We start from the raw sequence: 18,194 nt of genomic DNA, 5'->3' as shown, positions 1-18,194 counted from the left end.
CCTTTATTCCCGCTGTCCACCACCTTTAGGAAGCGGAAGAGGGCGGTTGCCGCCGTGTCGCCACAGTCCCCCAACACCTCGAGCGTCTCGACCGATGAACAGGACGGGCAGGGGAGTAACCCTGCCGCTGCCTTCGGCCCCAATGAGTGGCTCGTCGACGAGATCTACCAGCAGTACCTCCAGGACCCGAACTCGGTCGACCGAGCCTGGTGGGACTTCTTCGCCGACTACAAGCCGGGTCAGGACACCGGCTCCGCGGTGGCCACGCCACCACAGGGAGTAGCCGCGAGCGCCGCCCCGGCGGCCCCGGCCAAGCCCGCGCCGGCCAAGCCCGCGGAGGCCAAGCCCGCCGCCCCGGCCGCGAAGCCCGCCGAGGCCAAGCCGGCCGCCGCGGCCCCCGCCGCTCCCGCTGCCGCGCAGCCCGCGGCGGCACAGCCCGCGCCCCCCGCCGCGAAGGCCGCCCCGGCGGCCCCGGCCAAGCCCGCGCCGGCCAAGCCGACCCCGGCCGAGCCGACGGTCTCCAAGAAGGAGCCCGCCGCGCCCTCCGCGGGGCCCGAGCTGGTCACGCTGCGCGGCCCGTCCGCCGCCGTGGCGAAGAACATGAACGCGTCGCTGGAGCTGCCGACCGCCACCTCGGTCCGCGCGGTCCCGGTGAAGCTGCTGTTCGACAACCGCATCGTCATCAACAACCACCTCAAGCGCGCCCGCGGCGGCAAGGTGTCCTTCACGCACCTGATCGGCTACGCCATGGTGCAGGCGCTGAAGGCGATGCCCTCGATGAACCACTCGTTCACCGAGAAGGACGGCAAGCCGACCCTGGTCAAGCCCGAGCACATCAACCTCGGCCTCGCCATCGACCTGGTCAAGCCCAACGGCGACCGCCAGCTCGTGGTCGCGGCGATCAAGAAGGCCGAGACGCTCAACTTCTTCGAGTTCTGGCAGGCGTACGAGGACATCGTCCGCCGCGCCCGCGCGAACAAGCTGACGATGGAGGACTTCACCGGCGTCACGGCCTCCCTCACCAACCCGGGCGGCATCGGCACCGTCCACTCGGTGCCGCGGCTGATGCCCGGCCAGGGCCTGATCATCGGCGTCGGCGCCATGGAGTACCCGGCCGAGTTCCAGGGCACCTCCCAGGACACCCTGAACAAGCTGGGCATCTCCAAGGTCATGACGCTGACCAGCACCTATGACCACCGGGTGATCCAGGGCGCCGCCTCCGGCGAGTTCCTGCGGGTCATGAGCCAGCTGCTGCTCGGCGAGAACGACTTCTTCGACGAGATCTTCAAGGCGCTGCGCATCCCCTACGAGCCGGTCCGCTGGCTCAAGGACATCGACGTCAGCCACGACGACGACGTCACCAAGGCCGCGCGGGTCTTCGACCTGATCCACTCCTACCGGGTCCGCGGCCATGTCATGGCCGACACCGACCCGCTGGAGTACCGCCAGCGCAAGCACCCCGACCTGGACATCATCGAGCACGGGCTCACCCTGTGGGACCTGGAGCGCGAGTTCGCGGTCGGCGGCTTCGCGGGCAAGTCCATGATGAAGCTGCGCGACATCCTGGGCGTGCTGCGCGACTCGTACTGCCGCACCACCGGCATCGAGTTCATGCACATCCAGGACCCCAAGCAGCGCAAGTGGATCCAGGACCGCGTCGAGCGCAACCACGACAAGCCGGAGCGCGAGGAGCAGCTGCGCATCCTGCGCCGGCTCAACGCGGCCGAGGCGTTCGAGACCTTCCTCCAGACCAAGTACGTCGGCCAGAAGCGGTTCTCCCTGGAGGGCGGCGAGTCCGTCATCCCGCTGCTGGACGCGGTGCTGGACGCGGCCGCCGAGTCGCGTCTTGACGAGGTCGTCATCGGCATGGCCCACCGCGGCCGGCTGAACGTGCTGGCCAACATCGTCGGCAAGTCGTACGCGCAGATCTTCCGCGAGTTCGAGGGCAACCTCGACCCGAAGTCCATGCACGGCTCCGGTGACGTCAAGTACCACCTGGGCGCCGAGGGCACCTTCACCGGTCTGGACGGCGAGCAGATCAAGGTCTCGCTCGCCGCGAACCCCTCCCACCTGGAGGCCGTGGACCCGGTCCTGGAGGGCGTCGTCCGCGCCAAGCAGGACATCATCGGCAAGGCCGGCACCGACTTCACCGTGCTGCCCGTCGCCCTCCACGGCGACGCGGCCTTCGCGGGCCAGGGTGTGGTGGCCGAGACGCTGAACATGTCGCAGCTGCGCGGCTACCGCACCGGCGGCACCGTGCACATCGTGATCAACAACCAGGTCGGCTTCACCGCCGCCCCGGCCGCGTCCCGCTCCTCGATGTACGCCACGGACGTCGCGCGCATGATCGAGGCGCCGATCTTCCACGTCAACGGCGACGACCCGGAGGCCGTCGTGCGCGTCGCGCGGCTCGCCTTCGAGTTCCGCCAGGCGTTCAACAAGGACGTGGTCATCGACCTGATCTGCTACCGCCGCCGCGGTCACAACGAGACCGACAACCCCGGTTTCACCCAGCCGCTGATGTACGACCTGATCGACAAGAAGCGCTCGGTGCGCAAGCTCTACACCGAGTCGCTGATCGGGCGCGGCGACATCACCCTGGAAGAGGCCGAGCAGGCGCTCCAGGACTTCCAGGGCCAGCTGGAGAAGGTCTTCACCGAGGTCCGCGACGCGGTCTCGGCCCCGGCCCCGGCCGAGGTCCCCGAGCCGCAGGCGGAGTTCCCGGTCTCGGTCCAGACGGCGGTCTCCCAGGAGGTCGTCAAGCGGATCGCCGAGTCCCAGGTCAACACCCCCGACCGGATCACCGTCCACCCGCGGCTGTTCCCGCAGCTCCAGCGGCGCGCGGCGATGATCGAGGACGACTCGATCGACTGGGGCATGGGCGAGACCCTCGCCATCGGCTCGCTGCTGATGGAGGGCACCCCGGTCCGGCTCGCCGGCCAGGACTCCCGCCGCGGCACCTTCGGCCAGCGCCACGCGGTGCTGGTGGACCGCGAGACCGGCGACGACTACACCCCGCTGCTGTACCTCACCGAGGACCAGGCGCGGTACAACGTCTACGACTCGCTGCTCAGCGAGTACGCGGCGATGGGCTTCGAGTACGGCTACTCGCTGGCCCGCCCGAACGCGCTGGTCATGTGGGAGGCGCAGTTCGGTGACTTCGTCAACGGCGCGCAGACCATCGTCGACGAGTTCATCTCCTCGGCCGAGCAGAAGTGGGGCCAGACCTCTGGTGTCACCCTGCTGCTGCCGCACGGCTACGAGGGCCAGGGCCCGGACCACTCCTCGGCCCGGATCGAGCGCTTCCTCCAGCTGTGCGCGCAGAACAACATGACGGTCGCCGCGCCGACGCTGCCGTCGAACTACTTCCACCTGCTGCGCTGGCAGGTCCACAACCCGCACCACAAGCCGCTGGTCGTCTTCACCCCGAAGTCGATGCTGCGTCTGAAGGCCGCGGCGTCGAAGACGGAGGAGTTCCTCTCCGGCTCGTTCCGCCCGGTGATCGGCGACGAGACGGTCGACCCGGCCGCGGTGCGCAAGGTGGTCTTCTGCTCCGGCAAGGTCTACTACGACCTGGCCGCGGAGCGGGACAAGCGCGGTGCGAACGACACGGCGATCATCCGCCTGGAGCGGCTGTACCCGCTGCCGGGTGCGGAGCTCCAGGCCGAGATCGCCAAGTACTCGGGCGTCGAGAAGTTCGTCTGGGCGCAGGAGGAACCGGCGAACCAGGGTGCCTGGCCGTTTATCGCGCTCAACCTGATCGACCACCTGGAGCTGTCGGTCGGCGCGGACGTCCCCGCCGCCGAGCGCCTGGTCCGGGTCTCCCGCCCGCACTCGTCCTCGCCCGCGGTGGGGTCGAACAAGCGGCACCAGTCGGAGCAGGGGGCGCTGGTGGCCGAGGTCTTCGAGATCTGAGGCCCTCAGCCGATTACGGAAGGCCCGGTCCCGCGTCGCGCGGGGCCGGGCCTTCCGGCGTATGCGGGCTGTCGTCAGACCGGCAGCGGCTCGAAGGGCCAGATGGGGCACCGCTGCCATGGCGCTATCACCTGGGGATGGCGAGACCCTATCTGGGCCCCGGCGTTCACGCCGGGGGAATCGCTCCCCGTCCCAGCGAACGCGGAGCGTTGCGCCATCCGCTTTTCCACGAGCGTGGAGCACCCGCACGGCTGCCCGACGGAGCCGGAAAATGCGAACAACCGTCTCATAGGTCACCGGGACGGATAATCGTCATGGAAGTGGCGGTCGCGTGTGTGGTGGTCGTACTACGGTCCGATGTCATGAAGCTAGTGGTGCAGGTGAAGCTGCTGCCGACGTCCGAGCAGGCGTCGGTCCTGGAAGCGACCCTGCATGCTTGTAACCGGGCCGCGACCTACGCCTCGCAAGTTGCCTTCGCCAAGGAGTCGAAGGACCGCAACGGGCCGCAGAAGGAGGTGTACACGGATCTGAAGGCGATGTTCGGGCTGTCAGCGCAGCCGGCGGTGCGGGCTGTGAAGAAGGTCGTCGACGCCTATGCGACGCTGAGGGCCAACCTGAGAGCGGGGAACCTGGGCCTGACCACATCCAAGCGCTACCGGAAGGCCGTCGGCGCTCCCATCGGCTTTCGCCCGGAGGCGGCCCAGCCGTTCGACGATCGCTGCCCGTCCTGGCAGTACGACGCACGCACGGTGTCGATCTGGACGGTGGCCGGGCGGATGCGCGGCATCCGGTTCGCCTGCTCGTCCGAACAGCTCAAGACGCTCGTCGCCCATCGCAAGGGCGAGAGCGACCTGGTGCGTCGGGGCGGGAAGTGGTTCCTGATCGCCACCTGCGACCTGCCTGACCCCGAGGTGTACGAGCCGGTGGACTGGATCGGAGTCGACCGGGGCATCGTGAACCTCGCCACCACATCCGACGGCACGAATTACCAGGGGCGTCGCCTGTCCCGCTACCGGCGCTGGCAGGCCCGCAAACGCGCTGAACTCCAGAGGAGGAAAAGCCGTTCTGCCCGGCGGCGCCTTGCCCGCCGTAAATTGAGGTGGACGCGGCCCACACTTCACAGCGCTGTCCGCGCTGCGGGCATACCGGGCGGACCAACCGGCCCGCCCGGGATCATTTTCGCTGTCGTCGGTGCGGGCTCGCTGGCCCAGCCGATGTCGTCGCCGGGGTCAACGTACGCGATCGCGCACGCTCGGCGTGGGTGTTTGTCACCGCACCCGCACCTTCCCTCTGACATTAGCCGGGGGCTGGGTGGATGCGACCCGTGACCGTCCTGTCGTAGGGGACAGTCGGGAGCGCGACGAGGTGCGAACGACCGAGCGTACAAGCTTGGCCGTTCACGGCCGAGAAGGTGACGAAAGCAGGTCAAAGATGCCGAACCGCCGCCGTCCCGCCCTTCTCACCCTCGCCGCCGCCGCGCTCGGCGGCGCCGTCCGGGCGCTGGTGTCCTGGCTGCTCAGCCGGACGGACTGACCGCGATCCGGCCGCCGGAGGCGGCGGCCAGCCGCCCGGCGAGCTCGTCGCGCACCCGCGTGAGGGTGTCGATCCGGTCGTCCAGCACGCTCAGGCGGCGACGCGCGATGTCCAGCATGGCCTCGGCGGGCCGGCTGCTCGGCAGGTCGCCGTCCAGGCAGGCGCCGAAGTGCTCGATGTCCTCGAGCGTGAGCCCGGCGTCGAGCAGATACCGGATGTTGGCCACCCGCCGGACCGCCCGCTCGTCGTAGACCCGGTAGCCGTTGCCCGCCCGTGCGGAGCTCAGCAGCCCTCGCTCCTCGTAGAAGCGCAAGGCCCTGGTCGTGGCACCGGTGGCCTTCGCCAACTCCCCTATCCGCATGGCCGCGAGACTACCGGCGGACAGGGCGCCCGACGGCTCGCGCCTAGCCGACCAGCGCCCCGCCGTCCACCGGTAGTACGACCCCCGTGGTGTAGGCCGCCTCCGGCCGCGCGAGCTGCGTGATCCAGAAGGCGACCTCCTCCGCCCGGCCGAGCCGTCCCAGCGGCACATGCTCGATCAGGGTCTTCCGCAGGGCGGCGACCTGCTCGGCGTCGAGCCCCTGGTGGTGCCCGATCCCGGTGGCGATGGGGCCGGGGGCCACAGCGGCCACGCGCACCCCGCGCGGCGCGAGTTGGACGGCCCAGCTGCGCGTCAGCGTGTCCAGGGCGGCCTTCAGCGCGGCGTACAGCTCCGCGCCGGCCATCGGCCAGCCACGCTGGCCGATGGCCGTGCTGACGTTGATCACGACACCCGCGCTCTCGCTCAGCTGCGGGAGGGCGGCCTGGGTGAGGTACATCGGGGCGAGCAGATTGACGGCCAGCATCTCCTCGGCGGCCTCCCGCCGGATGTCCCCGAGCGGCGTCTGCCGGACCACGGCGGCGTTGTTGACCAGCACATCGATACGGCCGAACGCCTCCATCGCGGTGTTCACGATCAACTCGGCGGCGCCGGGGGCCGAGACGTCGGCCACCAGCGGCCGGATGCCCGGGGCATCGGCGGCCGTCTCGGCGAGCCGGGCCGCCGTACGGCCGACCACCAGGACCTGGGCGCCCTGCTCGGCGAAGGTCCGGGCGGTGACCCGCCCGATCCCCGTGCCCCCGCCGGTGACGATCACTGCTCTGCCGGAAAAGTGCGCTGCTGTCATGTCGGTCATGTCGATGCACCCTAAACATTGACGCCCGCGTCAACGTCAACCCCGGCGCCCCTCGGGTCGCTCACCGGAGTGCGGGGCCGCATATCCTGGGCGGGTAGATCCACACCACCCCTTCCGGAGCGACCCTTGTACTTCACCGATCGCGGTATCGAGGAGCTGGAGCAGCGACGCGGCGATGAGGAGGTCACCTTCGAGTGGCTCGCCGAGCAGCTGCGGGCGTTCGTCGACCTGAACCCGGACTTCGAGGTCCCGGTGGAGCGGCTGGCGACCTGGCTGGCCCGGCTCGACGAGGAGGACGACGACGTCTGAGGGCTACGTCGTCTGAGGGCTACGGCCTCTGAGGACGACGACGTCTGAGGGCTACGTCGTCTGAGGGCTACGGCCTCTGAGGACGACGACGTCTGAGGGCTACGGCCCCTGAGGGCCGCGTCGTCTCAGGGCTACAGTCTCCGAGGGCCGCGCGTTCCACAGCGCTGCGCGGCCCCGGCCACCCCTCACGCCACCACCGGCCCCCGCCCCGCCGTCCCCGCCTCGTGGTCCAGCCGGGGATCGGACACCAGCACCGCCTGCTGGAGCCGCTGAAGCTTCGCCGAGGGCTCGAGCCCCAGCTCCTCCGTCATCGCCATCCGCAGCCGCTGGTAGACCGTCAGGGCGCGGGTGCGCTGGCCGGAGCGGTGGAGGGCAAGCATGTACTGACCGTGCAGGCCCTCGTGGAAGCGGTGCTCCACGACCAGCGAGGCGAGGTCGCTCAGCACCTCCAGATGGCCGCCGAGCCGCAGCCGGGTCTCGATGCCGCGCTCGGTGACCGTGAGCCGGGACTGCTCCAGCCGGGCGACCTCCGCCTGAAGCGGCCGCCCGTGCGGGGTGACGTCGACCAGGGCCGGGCCCTGCCAGAGGGCCAGCGCCCGCCGGAAGGAGGTGTCCGCCGTCCGCTCGTCGCCGGCCTCCAGCGCGCCCTCGCCCTCGGCGACGAGGTCGCGGTACTCATGGACGTCGAGCTCCCCCGGGCTCACCACCATGGCGTACCCCCCGGGCCGGGTCTGGAGCACATCCCGGGTGACGGCGGCCGACGACATCCCCAGCCCCTCGGCGAGCAGCTTGCGCAGATGCAGGATGTACGTCTGGAGCGTGGTCAGCCCGGTGCGCGGCGGCTGATCGCCCCACAGCTCGGCCATCAGCGACTGCACCGGCACCATCCGGCCCGCGTTGAGCAGCAGCAGGGACAGCACCTTGCGCGGCTTCATCGCGCTGGGCACTCCGGACCGGGCGCCGAGGCCGAGTGTCAGCGGTCCGAGCACGCTCACCCGCATGGGTGGCACCTCTCTTCGGGCTTCATGGGCGGTACGGCTTCATGGGCCGTACGCACGGACGAGCAGATCGGCGGCGCTCTCGCAGACGGCCGTGGCCTCGTCCTCGGCGAGCGGGCGGGTGCCGTACATCGACTGGTAGAGCCCCTGTTGGATGATCAGGGCCACGAACTGGCGGGCCGCGGTGGCCGGATCCGGCACGCTCAGCTCACCGCTGCCGGTGCGCCGGCCGAGCATCTCGGCGAGGTACTTCACCAGCTGCTGGGGCTCCCCCTCCGCACACGCGGGGCGCAGCGAGGGGTGGCGGGCGACCTCGGCGATGACCAGGCGGCGCAGCGCGGAGGCCCGCGCGTCGAGCAGTACGGCGAGCACCCGGTGGCCGAAGGCGAGCAGCGCGGTGCGGGCGTCGCCGGAGTCGTACGCCTCGGGTGGCCCGGCGCCGTCCGGCCCGAGGGTGTACGGGGAACCGGCGGCGAAACCGGCCGCCACCCGCTCCCGCTCCTCCTCGACGGCGGCGATGAACAGCCGCTCCTTGTCGCCGAAGTGGTTGTAGACGGTCTGTTTGGACACGCGGGCCTCGTCCGCGATGACGTCCACGCTCGCCCGGTCGTACCCCTCGCGCAGGAAGACGGCCACCGCCGCCTCCAATATCGCCTGCCGCTTGGCGGGCTGGGGGCCCACGGGCCGTCCCGCCGCGCCGCGCCGGGGACCGCTGTCCGTCCGCAACGGCCCAACCTCCTCGCCCCAAGCCGGTCTTGCCCTCGATGGACTTGTGAGTCTAGCCTTCGTTTACCGCAATGGACTAGCCCGTCTAGTCCAATTAATTCATCGGCGGATCACGTCGTTTCACCATCGCTTCACAAGGAGAGCTCCATGAGCGCACCGGAGAACAGCGAGGCCCTGCGCCCTCTCACCCTGGCGCCGGAGGCGCAGCGGCAGCTGTTCCTGGAGGCCCGTACGGCCAACACCTTCACCGATGAGCCGGTGACGGACGAACAGGTCCGCGCGATCCACGAACTGGTCAAGTACGCCCCCACCTCGCTGAACCAGCAGCCGCTGCGGGTGGTGCTGGTGCGCTCGGAGGAGGCGCGCGCCCGGCTGGTGGCGCATATGACGGGGCGGAACCAGGAGAAGACGGCCAAGGCCCCGCTGGTGGCGGTGCTCGCCGCGGACCTGGACTTCCATGAGGAGCTGCCGCGGCTGGTGCCGTTCATGGAGAACCCGCAGGCGATCTTCGCCGACCCCGAGGCCCGGGAGGGGTCGGCGCGGTTCAACACCGCGATCCAGGTGGGCTACTTCATCCTGGGTGTGCGCGCCGCGGGGCTCGCCGCCGGGCCCATGATCGGCTTCGACCACGCGGCCGTCTCCAAGGAGTTCTTCGAGGACGGGCGGCACGCCGCGGTCTGTGTGGTCAACATCGGCAAGCCGGGTCCGGACGCCTGGATGGGGCGGCTGCCGCGCCTGGAGTACGAGGAGGTCTTCCGTACGGTCTGAGTCCGTAGGGTCTGAGATCTTCCGGAAGAACGGCCGTCCGCTCCCGTGCCTTCTCGGCGCGGGAGCGGACGGCTGTATGAGCTGTATGAGCTGGAGGGGCTTGTCGGTTTCGCTCAGCTCTCGATCAGTTCATGGAACGCCACCGTGTCGAAGATGTCCTCCATCCTCGTCGCCCTGCCGTCCCGCATCGTCCACGAGTGGACGAAGTCCAGCGTCACGGTCCTCCCGCTCAGCGAGGTCACCTCGCGGGTGCCGAACACCACGACCCGGTCGCCCTGTTCGATGAACTCCTTCGGCGCGAGCCTCATCCCGCCCAGCACGGTCGGCACCCGGGCGAGGAACTCCTTGATGCCCGCATGGCCCAGCTTGGTGCCGCCGAGCCCGTACTTGGCCATCCCCTCCGGATGCACCCACTCCACATCGGGGTGCATGCCCGAGAGGATCCCCTCGATGTCACGGTCGCGGAAACCCGCGTAGCAGGCCTGGATGGCCTCGATGTTCGGTGATGCCATGGTGGTGGCCACTCCTCAGACGGCGGTGTGCCGCGGCTCAAGACGGAAGGTGCTCGGGGTGGAGCGCCTGGAGCGTGCGCCGTACGCCCTCGCGCCACGGCACCCGGCAGGGGCCGGTGATCTCCCGCCGCTTCGTGGGGTCGAATTGGTATGTCTCCCGGGTGACCTCGCTCGGGACGAGCCGGGCGGTGACCCCGGTGAGCTCCTCCAGATGGCGCACGCAGTCGGTCATCCCGACCGCCTCGTCCCCGCCCCAGTTGACCAGCGTGGCCGGGGTCGACGCGGCCTGCCACAGATGGGGGACGTGGGCGATGAGATCGTCGGTGTGGAGGAGGGAGCACCAGTTCTGGCCCTCCATGGGCACCGGTATCGGCTCGCCCGCGAGCATCCGCTTGAAGTAGAGCATCGGCACCCCGCCGTAGCCGCCGGGGCCGTAGGCGATGTTGAGCCGGGCGATGGTCGTCGGCAGGTTCAGCACCTGGGCGAACGCCCGTACCGCGCCCTCCGCGGCGATCTTGCCCACCGGGTAGGCGGGCAGCCAGTCGGCCACTCCGTCCACGGGGTCGTCCTCGGTGTACGCGTGGTCGAGGGTCTGCCGCTTGTAGAGCGCCCCGGTGGAGACGAAGAGGAACGCCTCCGCCGTCCGGCAGTGGGACATCAGCCGGCCGGTGGCCACCGAGTTGACCTCGATGGCCGTGTTGACATCGCCGTCCTCACCGCGGCGCACCGCCGAGTGGAAGACATGGGTGAAGTCGTCGGGCAGCCCCTCGTACGCCGCCTCGCGCGGGTCGTTCATGTCCCAGCGGAATGTGGTGATCCCCTGGTCGTTCAGCTCCTTCTCGACACCGGGGGTGCCGAACCGGCCCAGGCACCACACCTCGTTGCGCTCGGCCAGCGCCTCGGCCACCGGCCGGGCGACCTGCCCGGTGCCGCCGGTGACCAGGATCTTCTTGCCTTCCACCCTGCTCTTCTCCTTGTGCCTGGCCCTGTCGGGTCCTGTGCCTGGGCCTGTCGGGGCCTTGTGCCTGACCCTTTCGGGGCCTTGTGCCTGGGCCCTGTCGGGCGTTGTGCCTGCCCTTACGGGCCTATGACTGGCCCACGGTCCGGGCCCGGTCGGCGTCGTCCAGCGCACGGTCGAGCTCCCTGCGCAGAACCGCCTGGAAGACCGCGACATGCCGCGGGCCCATCAGTGTGTAGTGCTCACCGGGCACGTCCACATACCGGTTGGGCTCGGTGGTGTAGTCGTCCCACCGGCGCAGCTCGTTCGCCAGCCAGTCCTCCTTGGTGCCGCGCAGCGGGATCGCGTAGAAGACCGTCATGGACCGGGTGGTGCCGCTGGGGTGGTAGTCGCGGCCCAGGGTGGTCAGGCCATGGGCCAGCTCCGCCCAGGCGGTGAACTTGGCCAGGTCCAGGTCGAGTTCGTCCAGCCGGGTCGGCGGGGCGATCCGCAGCAGATGCGCGAGCTGCTCCTCCTGGGACAGCGGGCGCAGCTCGGCGGGGAGGTCGAGCGACTGCTTCTTGTTGATCAGGTCGAGGAAGAAGGCGAGGTTGGTCGCGGTCTCGATGAAGTCGAGCTCGTCCATGCGGTACTTGATGTGCGGCGGAAGGTTGAAGCTGCCGACGAAGTCGACCCGCTCGCCCTGGGCCTCGAGCGCCTTGGCGATCTCGAAGGCCACGGCGCCGCCGTAGGAGTATCCGGCCACGGCGTAGGGGCCGTGCGGCTGGCGGGCGCGGATGGCCTCCACATAGCACTCCACCATCTCCTCGAAGCTGGTGAAGGGCTTCTCGCCCTCGTTGAAGCCCCGGGCGCGCAGCGCGTGGAACGGCCGGTCGCCGACGAAGTACTTGGCGAGGTTGACGAAGACCAGGACCTCGCCGACGCCGGGGTGGACGCAGAACAGCGGGGTCTTCTCGCCACCGGTCTGGAGCGGTACGACCGGGTCGTAGACCGCGCCGCCGGGCGCGCCGCCGCCGTCGAGCCGGGCGGCGAGCTGCCGTACCGACGGCGCCGTGAGCACCGTGATGACCGGCAGGTCCGCGACCCCCAGCCGCCGGTGGACCTGGCGGCGCAGCCGCAGGATGTCCAGCGAGGTGCCGCCCAGGTCGAAGAAGCTGGCGGTGGCGCTGATCCGCTCCGCGGTGGTGTCGAACATCTCGGCGTAGATCTCGGCGAGGATCCGCTCGGTCTCGCCCTCGGGCGGGGTGTGGCCGCCGAGCCGGCGGGTGGTCAGCTCCGCGACGCGCTCGATGACGTCGTCGTACCCGCCGGACTCCAGGCGCTGGCGCATCCGGCGGCGCAGCGTCTTGCCGAGGCTGGTCTTGGGGAACGCGTCCTTGGGCAGCGGCAGGATGAGGGAGGGCCGGAAGCCCCAGTGCATCACGACGGTGGAGCGCACCGCGGTGATCATGCGGTGCAGCCCGGCCTCGTCGTCGTCCGCCGGTTCGGGGCTGACGGCGATGACCAGCTGTTCGGTGTCGCTGCCGGGGCGGCGGGTCGGGAACGCCGCGACATAGCCGCCGGCGACATCGTCGAGCTGCTCCAGCGCGGCCTCTATCTCATGGCTGAAGTAGTTGACGCCATTGACGATGACGCTGTCCTTGCTGCGGCCGACGAGGGTCAGCCTGCCCTCGTCGATCCGGCCGAGGTCGCCGCTGCGGAACCAGCCGTCGGGGGTGAAGGCTTCCTCGGTGGCCTCGGCGTTGTTGTAGTAGCCGGGGGTGATCATCGGGCCACTGAGCTGAAGCTCGCCGACCTCGCCTTCGGGCAGCGCCCGGTGGTCGTCGTCGGCGACCCGGATCCGGAGCCCCTCGACGGGGGTGCCGAGGTTGGCGAACTCCTGGCCCGCGTCGGTGACCGGGAACGCGCGGTTGTAGATGCTGCCCGCGCAGGTCTCCGTCATGCCGAAGGCGGGCCAGAGCGCGGCCTCCCGCAGTCCGTACGGGGCGTAATGCGCCAGGAATGCCTCGCCGGTCGCGACGACATTCGCCTCACCACCGCTGACGATATGGCGCAGCGCGCTGAGATCGAGCCCTTCGCCGCCCTCAGATATCTCCTCCGCCACCTCATGGACGGAGGAATTGAGCGGGCCGAGGAGGAAGTTCGGCGTAAAGGTCATCGTGACCTTGTGGCGGGATATGATCCGGAGGAAACGCAGCGGCTCCTCGAGAATGACCGCGGCTTCCGCATGCAATTGCTCGGCGCCGACGTACAGCGGCAGCATATGCGCTTCGAGGAGCGCGGCCACATGGTCGTAGGAAATCCAGTTGAAGGTGGTGTCGGCAGCGGTGAGCCGCTGCTTCCCCGCCTTTCCGGCCATCGACGCCAGAATATTTCCATGGGTCAGCATGACCGCTTTGGAATTCCCGGTGGAGCCGGAGGTCAGCACCAGCAGGGCAAGGTCGTCCGGGGCCGCGGAGTGCACGGCGGGCGGCTGTCCGCGCTCCGCTCCGGAGGCGTCCTCGGCCGCCCGCAGCTCCTCCACGACGGCCACCGCGAGCCCGGGCACCTCGGGCAGCTCGGCCCGCGTCGCCTCGGTGGTCACCAGCAGCGGGCCGTCCAACAGCTCGTTGACGTGGGTGAGTTGGGCCGCCCAGCGGGCCGGGTCGCCGGAGATCGGCACCATCGGGCAGGGCACGAAGCCGCCCAGCAGACAGGCCCAGAAGACCGTCAGGAACTCCGGCTGCCGGTCCAGCAGCAGGGCCACCTTGTCCTGCGGCCGCAATCCCCGGTCGCGGAGTGCGGAGAGAAGCCCGAGCGCCGATTCCAGAAGTTCCGGATAAGACTGCCGCACGGATTCACTCGCGGTGGGGCCGACCAGATAGCACACCCCCGAATGGGCATGGTCGCGCGCCGCCCTGAACAACAGCCGGGCAACCGAGTTCGGCTCCGCGTCCTGCTGTGGTACCGAGGTATTCAAGGGTTGTGACGTCATTCCCCCACGGCCCCTCTTCCTTCCCGATTCTGAGGCCACGAAGGTAACAGTCCCGAACATATGTCTCCATGATGCTCTACCAGGACTCTAGCGAGGCTCTAGCGGAAATTCTCAGTCCGGAGGAGTTTCTTCAAAAAGTGCGATTCAGCCCACAGAGAAACGATGACTGCGCCATGCATCTTCCAGCACCCTCGTGCGTTTGTGCACGGATGCGGGGCCGGGCCGGGGATGGATCAGGGACGAGCCGGGGGCGGGCCCGGGACGTATCAGGGGCGGACCGGGCTTGACTCCGCCTGTCCGCGATATATCGTGTTGTGCAGGAGACACGATATGTTGCGTCCAGATGGCGCGTCGCACGTCCAGCCAGGGGAGGCCAGGGATGTCAGCCCGATCACAGTGGTCGATCAACGCGCCACAGAAGCTCACCCTCGACGACCCGGTGTCCGCGCTCGACGTCCAGATCGCGGGCGGCACGGTCAATGTGGTCGGCGCCGCCCCCGGCCCCGCCCGCCTCGAGGTCTCCGAGATCGACGGCCCGCCGCTGAAGGTCACCCACATCGACGGAACTCTGAGCGTCGGCTATGACGACCTTCCCCGGAAGGGCTTCCGCAAGTGGCTCGGGCACTACACCCGCACCGCCCATGTGACCCTCACCGTGCCCGTCGGCACCAGCGCCACCGTCGGCGTGGTCGGGGGCTCCGCCGTGGTCTCCGGGCTGTCCGGCCGTGCCGAGCTGCACGGTGTCTCCGGCGACTTCACCCTGCTCGGGCTGACCGGACCGGTCCAGGCCGACACCGTATCCGGCCGGGTCGAGGCCCAGGCCGTCACCGGCGATCTGCGGTTCCACTCCGTCTCCGGCGACCTCACCGTGATCGAGGGCTCCGGGCCCTCCGTACGGGCCGAGTCGGTCAGTGGCGACATGGTGCTCGACCTGGCGCCCGCCCCCAAGTGCTCCGACATCTGCCTCACCACCGTCTCCGGTGAGATCGCCATCCGGCTGCCGCACCCCGCCGACGCGGAGGTGGAGGCCAACACGGCCAGCGGCTCGGTCTCCAACGGCTTCGACGATCTGCGGGTCACCGGCCAGTGGGGCGCCAAGAGGATCACCGGCCGGCTCGGCACGGGCAATGGCAGCCTGAAGGCCACCACCGTCTCGGGCGCCATCGCGCTGCTGCGCCGTCCGCCGTCCGAGGACGACACGGACACGGACACCACCGACGGCACCCAGGGAAAGGTCCTCTGATGCCCCCCGTATTCGCCCACGGCCGACTGCGCCTGTATCTGCTCAAGCTGCTCGACGAGGCGCCGCGCCACGGCTATGAGGTCATCCGGCTGCTGGAGGAGCGGTTCCAGGGGCTGTACGCGCCCTCGGCCGGCACCGTCTATCCGCGGCTGGCCAAGCTGGAGGCCGAGGGGCTGGTCACCCACACCACCGAGGGCGGCCGCAAGGTCTACTCCATCACCGACGCCGGGCGCGCCGAACTGGCCGACCGCAGCGGTGAGCTGGCCGATCTGGAGCTGGAGATCCGCGAGTCGGTCGCCGAACTCGCCGCCGAGATCCGGGAGGACGTCCGCGGCTCCGCGAGCGATCTGCGGCGCGAGATGCGCGAGGCGGCCCAGCAGGCCCGCGCCTCCGGCGGCGCCCAGGACAAGCAGGCCCCGTGGGAGGGGGCGTGGGGCGACAAGGAGACCTGGCGGCAGGCGAAGGAGGAGATGCGGCGCGCGAAGGAGGAGTGGAAGGAGCAGGCGCGCCGGGCCAAGGAGGAGAGCCGGCGGGCCCGGCAGGACGCCCAGCGCGCCCGTAAGCAGGCCAGGGACGCGCAGGACTTCGCGCGCGAGGAGGTCCAGCGGATCGCCCGGCGGGTCCAGGAGCAGACGCAGGAGCACATCCGGGCGGGCGACTGGCAGCGGGCGGTGCGCGAGGGGCTGGCCGAGGTGTCACGCGGTATGGGCCGGATCTCCCGGCCGGGCACCTCGCGCTCGGACTGGGGCTGGGGCTGGGACGAGGAGGCGTCCGGGCCGGATGTCACGGTGGAGCGGGTGGACGTGACGAAGCCGGAGCCGGAGGGCGGTGGCGGGGAGGAGAAGCCGAGCGCCGGGGGCGGCGGCGGGCAGGAGAAGCCGAGCGCCGGGGGCGGGGGCGGTGGCGGCGGTGGCGCGACTGGGGTGCGGGAGCCCGAGTGGGCCGGGGACTTCACCCCCTCCGGCGCCCCCGCCCGCGATCTGGAGCGGCTGCTCGATCGGTTCCGGGACGACGTCCGCGACGCGGCCCGCGACCACGGGGTGACGGACGCCCAGCTGGCCGAGGCCCGCCACCACCTGGGGGCGGCCGCGGCGCGGATCACGGCGCTGCTGCGGGGGAAGCGGGCGTAGGGCTGCTGTCCGGGTTGGGGTGACGCCTGCGGCGGGCTGTTCCCCTACCCGCCCCTTCCCGAAACTGGGGCTCCGCCCCAGACCCCGGCGTCTGGGGCGAAGCCGCACACCGATGCCGGGGGCAGTGGCTACCCGCGCCCAGGGATATCCGGCAGATCGCGCCGCCCGGGACGGTGCTGCTCCGCTCCCCGCCCTGGGGTCCGGGATCCGGGGCCCGAGGTCCGGGGGCCCGAGGTCCGGGGGCCCGAGGTCCGGGGGCCCGAGGTCCGGGGGCCCGAGGTCCGCAGCCCAAGGTCCGGAGCCGGGGCTCCGGGGTCCGGGGTCCGCCGCCCGGGGGCCTGAGGTCCGGGGGCCGGGGGCCTGAGGTCGGGGTCCGGGGCCCAAGGTCCGGAGCCCGGGGTCCAGGGCCCGGCGCCCAGAGGTCCGGCGCCCGAGGTCCAGGGCCCGGGGCCCGGGGTCCGGCGCCCAAGGTCCGGCGCCCGAGGTCCAGGGCCCGGGGCCCGAGGTCCGGGGGCCTGAGGTCCGGGGGCCCGAGGTCCGCAGCCCAAGGTCCGGAGCCGGGGCTCCGGGGTCCGGGGTCCGCCGCCCGGGGGCCTGAGGTCCGGGGGCCGGGGGCCTGAGGTCGGGGTCCGGGGCCCAAGGTCCGGAGCCCGGGGTCCAGGGCCCGGCGCCCAGAGGTCCGGCGCCCGAGGTCCAGGGCCCGGGGCCCGGGGTCCGGCGCCCAAGGTCCGGCGCCCGAGGTCCAGGGCCCGGGGCCCGGGGCCCGGGGCCCGGCGCCCAAGGTCCGGGGCCCGGCGCCCAGAGGTCCGGCGCCCGGGGTCCGGCGCCCGGGGTCCGGGATCCGGGGTCCAGGGGCGAAGCCCCTGGTAACGGGAAGGGGCGGGGAGGGGAAAGCACCGATGCGGCGCCGTCGTGGCTGGTCGCGCCCACGCGGCGGAGCCGTATGCGGAGCCGGTATGCGGAGCCGTATATCGGCACATCCCCGCGCCCCTGGCCGCTTGACCTGAACCGCGGTTGAAGTTTCAGGATCGGGGTCGGAGGGGCGCACCACGGGGGAGCGCGCCCCTCCGGCCCCGATGCCCTCTCCCCCGGCCTGCCCGGCGTTCCGACGTCGCCAACCGCAAGGAGCCCGCCATGTCCGCCCCGACCAGCCCCGGACCGCTGCCCGACCTCACCCGGCCCGATGTGGGCGCCGCGCTGTTCAGCACCTGGAGCGTCGGCACACCGGAACGGCAGCGGGCCGCGGTCGACGCCATCGCCGCCGCCTGGGACAGCCGCCCCTGGCCGGCGCCCGAGCTGCTCTCGTACAACCTCTACGAGGGCACGGACGGCGATACGCTGATGCACCACTCCCAGTGGGCCGACGAGGCCGCGTACCACGCCTTCTTCCGGACTCAGCGCCAGCAGCGCAACGACGCGATCGACGCCGCGGTCCCGGACATCAAGCGGCTCGGCCTCGCCTACTACCGTCACTACCGCGGCTTCCAGGCACCGGCCGCCGACCAGGGCGCCACGACGGACCCCGGGCTGTTCGTCGTGGTCGAGATCGACTTCAACGACCCCGATCCCCAGGTCCGCCGGTCCTGGGTGGATCTGGTCATCGAGGCCCTGGAGCGCGAGCCCGACCCGGGCCTGCTCTCCGCCGACTTCCATCTGATCGCCGACGGCGAGCGCCATCTGTCCACCGACCGGGCCCGGGTGCTCAACTACGCCCGCTGGACCGACGTGGAGGCGTACGAGGCGGCGCTGGCGGCCGACGGGCCGCGCGGCGGCGGCTCGTCCGCCTGGGACCGGGTGCTCGACTTCCCCGCCCGGGTGGATGCCTCGTCCCGCTCCTATCGCTTCCGGCGGAGCTTCGTACGGCCGTCGGCGTCGTAACGGAATTCCGGGAATTCACCGGAGCGTGACGGTCGGCAGCCGCCCGCATTACTCCGCGAATCCCCGGCCCGCGCA

Annotated in this window: 14 protein-coding genes; 7 read left to right on the top strand and 7 right to left on the bottom strand. The window is 71.0% G+C overall.

Annotation, left to right across the window (positions count from 1 at the left end; genetic code table 11):
• The first annotated feature begins 54 nt into the window (after positions 1–54).
• Positions 55–3,915 (top strand): multifunctional oxoglutarate decarboxylase/oxoglutarate dehydrogenase thiamine pyrophosphate-binding subunit/dihydrolipoyllysine-residue succinyltransferase subunit, encoded by a 3,861-nt coding sequence (locus tag KHP12_RS33520; protein WP_210609856.1) that lies wholly within the window; start codon positions 55–57, stop codon positions 3,913–3,915.
• 314 nt (positions 3,916–4,229) lie between these two features.
• The gene (locus KHP12_RS52975) at positions 4,230–5,243 is read left to right on the top strand and encodes a transposase (protein ID WP_425574595.1); all 1,014 of its coding nucleotides are present in this window, start codon (positions 4,230–4,232) and stop codon (positions 5,241–5,243) included.
• A 188-nt stretch (positions 5,244–5,431) separates the two neighbouring features.
• Here KHP12_RS52975 and KHP12_RS33510 read toward each other — a convergent pair whose 3' ends face one another.
• The gene (locus tag KHP12_RS33510) at positions 5,432–5,809 is read right to left on the bottom strand and encodes a MerR family transcriptional regulator (RefSeq protein WP_086886378.1); all 378 of its coding nucleotides are present in this window, start codon (positions 5,807–5,809) and stop codon (positions 5,432–5,434) included.
• A 43-nt stretch (positions 5,810–5,852) separates the two neighbouring features.
• The gene (locus KHP12_RS33505; RefSeq protein ID WP_086886379.1) at positions 5,853–6,623 is read right to left on the bottom strand and encodes an SDR family NAD(P)-dependent oxidoreductase; all 771 of its coding nucleotides are present in this window, start codon (positions 6,621–6,623) and stop codon (positions 5,853–5,855) included.
• Between the two features lie 126 nt (positions 6,624–6,749).
• On the opposite strand from KHP12_RS33505, the gene KHP12_RS33500 reads away from it, so the two are divergent.
• A complete protein-coding gene (locus KHP12_RS33500) occupies positions 6,750–6,932 on the top strand; it encodes a DUF6104 family protein (RefSeq protein ID WP_037964994.1) in 183 nt (60 codons plus the stop codon).
• Between the two features lie 185 nt (positions 6,933–7,117).
• Here the strand turns inward: KHP12_RS33500 and KHP12_RS33495 are convergent, their stop codons facing one another.
• Together KHP12_RS33495 and KHP12_RS33490 are read right to left on the bottom strand one after the other, a co-directional pair.
• Positions 7,118–7,933 carry an AfsR/SARP family transcriptional regulator gene (locus KHP12_RS33495; RefSeq protein ID WP_037964996.1) on the bottom strand — a complete coding sequence of 272 codons (816 nt, stop codon included), beginning with the start codon at positions 7,931–7,933 and terminating at the stop codon, positions 7,118–7,120.
• Between the two features lie 39 nt (positions 7,934–7,972).
• Positions 7,973–8,656 (bottom strand): TetR/AcrR family transcriptional regulator, encoded by a 684-nt coding sequence (locus KHP12_RS33490; RefSeq protein WP_086884809.1) that lies wholly within the window; start codon positions 8,654–8,656, stop codon positions 7,973–7,975.
• A 147-nt stretch (positions 8,657–8,803) separates the two neighbouring features.
• On the opposite strand from KHP12_RS33490, the gene KHP12_RS33485 reads away from it, so the two are divergent.
• Positions 8,804–9,424 carry a malonic semialdehyde reductase gene (locus KHP12_RS33485; protein WP_208653190.1) on the top strand — a complete coding sequence of 207 codons (621 nt, stop codon included), beginning with the start codon at positions 8,804–8,806 and terminating at the stop codon, positions 9,422–9,424.
• Between the two features lie 113 nt (positions 9,425–9,537).
• Here KHP12_RS33485 and KHP12_RS33480 read toward each other — a convergent pair whose 3' ends face one another.
• The 3 genes from KHP12_RS33480 to KHP12_RS33470 all read right to left on the bottom strand — a co-directional run bounded on the left by KHP12_RS33480 (position 9,538) and on the right by KHP12_RS33470 (position 13,868).
• Positions 9,538–9,936, bottom strand: a complete 399-nt coding sequence (locus KHP12_RS33480) for a nuclear transport factor 2 family protein (RefSeq protein ID WP_086884810.1) — start codon at positions 9,934–9,936, stop codon at positions 9,538–9,540.
• A gap of 37 nt (positions 9,937–9,973) precedes the next feature.
• Positions 9,974–10,897, bottom strand: a complete 924-nt coding sequence (locus KHP12_RS33475) for an NAD-dependent epimerase/dehydratase family protein (RefSeq protein WP_211834001.1) — start codon at positions 10,895–10,897, stop codon at positions 9,974–9,976.
• 124 nt (positions 10,898–11,021) lie between these two features.
• Positions 11,022–13,868, bottom strand: coding sequence for a non-ribosomal peptide synthetase (locus KHP12_RS33470; protein WP_211834000.1), 2,847 nt, complete (start codon positions 13,866–13,868; stop codon positions 11,022–11,024).
• Between the two features lie 379 nt (positions 13,869–14,247).
• On the opposite strand from KHP12_RS33470, the gene KHP12_RS33465 reads away from it, so the two are divergent.
• From KHP12_RS33465 to KHP12_RS33455, 3 genes are all read left to right on the top strand, one after another.
• On the top strand, positions 14,248–15,111 hold the full coding sequence (locus KHP12_RS33465; RefSeq protein ID WP_086884813.1) for a DUF4097 family beta strand repeat-containing protein: 864 nt from the start codon (positions 14,248–14,250) through the stop codon (positions 15,109–15,111).
• Positions 15,111–16,241 carry a PadR family transcriptional regulator gene (locus KHP12_RS33460; protein WP_210609854.1) on the top strand — a complete coding sequence of 377 codons (1,131 nt, stop codon included), beginning with the start codon at positions 15,111–15,113 and terminating at the stop codon, positions 16,239–16,241. The genes KHP12_RS33465 and KHP12_RS33460 overlap by 1 nt, the downstream gene beginning before the upstream one ends.
• 1,134 nt (positions 16,242–17,375) lie before the next feature.
• Positions 17,376–18,119, top strand: coding sequence for an antibiotic biosynthesis monooxygenase (locus tag KHP12_RS33455; RefSeq protein ID WP_086886536.1), 744 nt, complete (start codon positions 17,376–17,378; stop codon positions 18,117–18,119).
• The last annotated feature ends 75 nt before the right edge of the window (positions 18,120–18,194 follow it).

Origin of the sequence: Streptomyces asiaticus (assembly GCF_018138715.1) — a bacterium.
GTDB classification, from domain to species: Bacteria; Actinomycetota; Actinomycetes; order Streptomycetales; family Streptomycetaceae; genus Streptomyces; species Streptomyces asiaticus.
This window is presented reverse-complemented; position numbering and strand designations above follow the sequence as displayed.

What these genes read in the sequence shown, in the direction of transcription:
- KHP12_RS52975 (WP_425574595.1), top strand. Translation starts at nt 4,230, where the DNA reads ATGGAAGTGGCGGTCGCGTGTGTGGTGGTCGTACTACGGTCCGATGTC.
- KHP12_RS33510 (WP_086886378.1), bottom strand. Translation starts at nt 5,809, where the DNA reads ATGCGGATAGGGGAGTTGGCGAAGGCCACCGGTGCCACGACCAGGGCC.
- KHP12_RS33505 (WP_086886379.1), bottom strand. Translation starts at nt 6,623, where the DNA reads ATGACCGACATGACAGCAGCGCACTTTTCCGGCAGAGCAGTGATCGTC.
- KHP12_RS33495 (WP_037964996.1), bottom strand. Translation starts at nt 7,933, where the DNA reads ATGCGGGTGAGCGTGCTCGGACCGCTGACACTCGGCCTCGGCGCCCGG.
- KHP12_RS33485 (WP_208653190.1), top strand. Translation starts at nt 8,804, where the DNA reads ATGAGCGCACCGGAGAACAGCGAGGCCCTGCGCCCTCTCACCCTGGCG.
- KHP12_RS33480 (WP_086884810.1), bottom strand. Translation starts at nt 9,936, where the DNA reads ATGGCATCACCGAACATCGAGGCCATCCAGGCCTGCTACGCGGGTTTC.
- KHP12_RS33470 (WP_211834000.1), bottom strand. Translation starts at nt 13,868, where the DNA reads ATGACGTCACAACCCTTGAATACCTCGGTACCACAGCAGGACGCGGAG.
- KHP12_RS33465 (WP_086884813.1), top strand. Translation starts at nt 14,248, where the DNA reads ATGTCAGCCCGATCACAGTGGTCGATCAACGCGCCACAGAAGCTCACC.
- KHP12_RS33460 (WP_210609854.1), top strand. Translation starts at nt 15,111, where the DNA reads ATGCCCCCCGTATTCGCCCACGGCCGACTGCGCCTGTATCTGCTCAAG.
- KHP12_RS33455 (WP_086886536.1), top strand. Translation starts at nt 17,376, where the DNA reads ATGTCCGCCCCGACCAGCCCCGGACCGCTGCCCGACCTCACCCGGCCC.